Raw genomic sequence first — 3,389 nt, 5'->3', positions numbered from 1 at the left:
CCCCCCCCCCCCCCCCCCCCCAAACAAACCCTCATTAAAAAAACCTCTACCCCACCCCCCCCCACTCCCCCCCCCCCCCCGCCCCCCGGCTTCTCCGGCCCGCCCTCGGCTCCGCACCACCCCCTGATGGCACCGCCGGCCCCGGACACCACGGGCCACGTCCGGCTCCCCCCCGGCGGCCCGGTGACGATGCCTTCCGCACCGGCCACCACCACCGTCCCCGACCCGGGTACCACCACCCTCGCGGTGCTGCTCATCGGCCCGGCGGGCGCGGGCAAGACCAGCGTCGCCAAGTACTGGGCGGACCACCGCCGGGTGCCCACGGCCCACATCAGCCTCGACGACGTGCGCGAGTGGGTGCGCTCGGGCTTCGCCGACCCCCAGTCGGGCTGGAACGACAACTCCGAGGCGCAGTACCGCCTGGCCCGCCGCACCTGCGGCTTCGCCGCGCGCAACTTCCTGGCCAACGGCATCTCGTGCATCCTCGACGACGCCGTCTTCCCCGACCGCCCCGTCGTGGGTCTGGGCGGCTGGAAGCGCCACGTGGGTCCCGGCCTGCTGCCCGTCGTCCTCCTCCCCGGCCTCGACATCGTCCTGGAGCGCAACGCGGAACGCTCGGGCAACCGACGCCTCACCGACGAGGAGGTGGCCCGCATCCACGGCCGCATGGCCGGCTGGTACGGCTCGGGCCTCCCCATCATCGACAACTCCCAGCTGGACGTCCCCGGCACGGCCCGAGTCCTTGACGAGGTCCTCACCCGCTCCATAGCAAGCCCCCCGAACTGGTGACACGGCCGGCGACGCCGGAACGGCACCCTCCTGAAGGGCCGCGGGGAACTGCGCGACGAGCTCCCGCCGGCGGCCGGCCGCCGCGGACAGCGCCGCGTACTTCCCTGGGCGCCGCGGAGAGCCCCGCCCCTGTGCAGCCGCCGAGCACAGCCTCCGCACTGCCGTAGGCGCCGTACCCACCCCGCCCCTCGGCAGGCGCCGCAGACAACTCCCCGCGAACCTCCACAGCCGCCCCACCGCCCACTCGGCCTCCCCGAGCGGCGCCACGGCACCAAAGCTCTTACGCTCGGCACATGTCAGAGGTGTACGCGACCCGCCGGACCCGGCTACGGGAGCGCTGCAACGCGGCCGGCAGCGCGGGAGCGCTGATCTCCCGGCCCGCCAACGTGCGCTACCTCGCGGGCGTGGCCCCCCACGGTGCCGTACTGCTGCTGGGCAAGCGCGAGGACCTGCTGGTCAGCCACGGCCCACCGGACGACCGCCCCACCGAGGGCCGCCTGGACGAGACCCTGCGCCTGCACACGCTCCCCGCTCCCGGCGGCGACTGTGCCGTCGCCGCCGCCGACCTCGCCACCGACCAGGGCGCCGACTCCCTCGCCGTCGAGGAACACCACCTCACCGTCGCCCGCCACCGGGCCATCGGCTCGGCCGCCCCCGCCCTGCGCCTCGCCGACCTCGGCAACGCGGTCGAGCAGCTCAGGGTCGTCAAGGACGAGGAGGAGATCTCCTGCCTCCGTATCGGCGCCGAGATCGCCGACCAGGCCCTCGGTGAGCTCCTGGAGTCCATCCTCGTGGGCCGCACCGAACGGCACCTGGCCCTGGAACTCGAACGCCGCCTCGTCGACCACGGCGCCGACGGCCCTGCCTTCCCCACCTCCGTCGCCACCGGCGCGAACTCCGGCAGACGAGGCCACCGCCCCACGGACCGCCGCGTCGAAGAGGGCGACTTCCTCTCCGTCTGCCTGGGCGCCACCTACCGCGGCTACCGATGCGAGATCGGCCGCACGTTCGTCATCGGCACCTCTCCGGCGGATTGGCAGATCGAGCTCTACGACCTGGTCTTCGCCGCTCAGCGGGCCGGCCGTGAGATGCTGGCCCCCGGCTCCGCCTACCGAGACGTGGACCGCGCGGCACGCCAGGTGCTGGACTCCGCCGGGTACGGTCAGGGCCTTCCGGAGCTCATCGGTCACGGCGTGGGGCTCGAAATCGACGAGGACCCGCAGCTGGCCCCCACGGCCATGGGTAAACTGGACGCTTGCGTGCCGGTCACCGTCGAACCGGGGGTCCACCTCCCGGGCCGGGGCGGTGTCCGGATCGATGACACGCTCGTCGTGCGCCCCGAGGCGGACGGCGGACCCGAGCTACTCACCATCACGACCAAGGAGCTGCTCGCGCTCTAGCCTCACAGCTGTCGCGCCTGCCCCCGGGTCGTCCACGTAAGTCCAGGAGATTGAAGCAACCGTGGCTTCCACGAACGACCTCAAGAACGGCATGGTGCTCAAGCTCGACGGCGGCCAGCTCTGGTCCGTCGTCGAGTTCCAGCACGTCAAGCCCGGCAAGGGCCCGGCCTTCGTGCGCACCAAGCTCAAGAACGTGCTCTCGGGCAAGGTCGTCGACAAGACCTTCAACGCCGGCGTGAAGGTCGAGACGGCCACCGTCGACAAGCGCGACATGCAGTTCTCCTACATGGACGGCGACTACTTCGTCTTCATGGACATGGAGACCTACGACCAGCTCATGGTCGACCGCAAGGCCGTCGGCGACGCCGCCAACTTCCTGATCGAGGGCTTCACCGCCACCGTCGCGCAGCACGAGGGCGAGGTGCTCTTCGTCGAGCTGCCGGCCGCCGTCGAGCTCGTCGTCCAGGAGACCGAGCCCGGCGTCCAGGGCGACCGCTCCACCGGCGGCACCAAGCCCGCCACCCTCGAGACCGGTCACCAGATCCAGGTCCCACTCTTCATCACCACCGGTGAGAAGATCAAGGTCGACACCCGCACCAGCGACTACCTCGGCCGGGTGAACAGCTAACCGTGGCTGCCCGCAACACGGCCCGCAAGCGCGCCTTCCAGATCCTCTTCGAGGGCGACCAGCGTGGTGTCGACGTCCTGACGGTCCTCGCTGACTGGATCCGGCACTCGCGGACCGACACCCGGCAGCCGCCGGTGAGCGAGTACACGATGCAGCTGGTCGAGGGCTACGCGGAGCACGCGACGCGCATCGACGAGCTGATCGCCCAGTACTCGGTCGGCTGGACCCTCGACCGGATGCCGGTCGTCGACCGCAACATCCTGCGGCTCGGCGCGTACGAGCTGATCTGGGTCGACGACACCCCGGACGCGGTCGTGCTGGACGAGATGGTGCAGTTGGCGAAGGAGTTCTCGACGGACGAGTCGCCCTCGTTCGTCAACGGCCTGCTCGGCCGGCTGAAGGACCTCAAGCCCTCGCTGCGGCGCACCGCCGAGGACTGAGCACCCCGGAACGCCGGAGGGCCGCAGCGCAGGCTGCGGTCGAACTCGGCGCTCGTGCTGCGACGCGGCGGCGCCGGGTGAGCCGAACACACCAGCTGCCCTGCAGCAAAGGAGAAGGGATCGCTATGAGTC

General features: G+C 71.4%; 4 protein-coding genes. All 4 read left to right on the top strand.

Going from position 1 to position 3,389, the window contains the following annotated elements; genetic code table 11:
• The first annotated feature begins 126 nt into the window (after positions 1-126).
• The gene (locus AB0O67_RS37045; protein ID WP_365460432.1) at positions 127-789 is read left to right on the top strand and encodes an AAA family ATPase; all 663 of its coding nucleotides are present in this window, start codon (positions 127-129) and stop codon (positions 787-789) included.
• Positions 790-1,082: 293 nt separating this feature from the next.
• A complete protein-coding gene (locus AB0O67_RS37040; protein ID WP_365460429.1) occupies positions 1,083-2,189 on the top strand; it encodes an aminopeptidase P family protein in 1,107 nt (368 codons plus the stop codon).
• A gap of 61 nt (positions 2,190-2,250) precedes the next feature.
• Positions 2,251-2,817: an elongation factor P gene (gene efp, locus AB0O67_RS37035; protein WP_365460426.1), complete on the top strand. Its 567-nt coding sequence runs from the start codon at positions 2,251-2,253 to the stop codon at positions 2,815-2,817.
• A 2-nt stretch (positions 2,818-2,819) separates the two neighbouring features.
• Positions 2,820-3,257: a transcription antitermination factor NusB gene (gene nusB / locus AB0O67_RS37030; RefSeq protein ID WP_365460423.1), complete on the top strand. Its 438-nt coding sequence runs from the start codon at positions 2,820-2,822 to the stop codon at positions 3,255-3,257.
• Positions 3,258-3,389: the final 132 nt, after the last annotated feature.

Origin of the sequence: Streptomyces sp. NPDC086077 (genome assembly GCF_040686175.1) — a bacterium.
In the GTDB taxonomy this organism is placed as follows: Bacteria; Actinomycetota; Actinomycetes; order Streptomycetales; family Streptomycetaceae; genus Streptomyces.
The sequence above is the reverse complement of the archived record's forward strand: the minus strand, read 5'-3'. Positions and strand labels throughout refer to the sequence as shown.

Excerpts from the sequence above, each read along its gene's own strand:
- AB0O67_RS37045 (WP_365460432.1), top strand. The coding sequence starts at position 127 with ATGGCACCGCCGGCCCCGGACACCACGGGCCACGTCCGGCTCCCCCCC.
- AB0O67_RS37040 (WP_365460429.1), top strand. The coding sequence starts at position 1,083 with ATGTCAGAGGTGTACGCGACCCGCCGGACCCGGCTACGGGAGCGCTGC.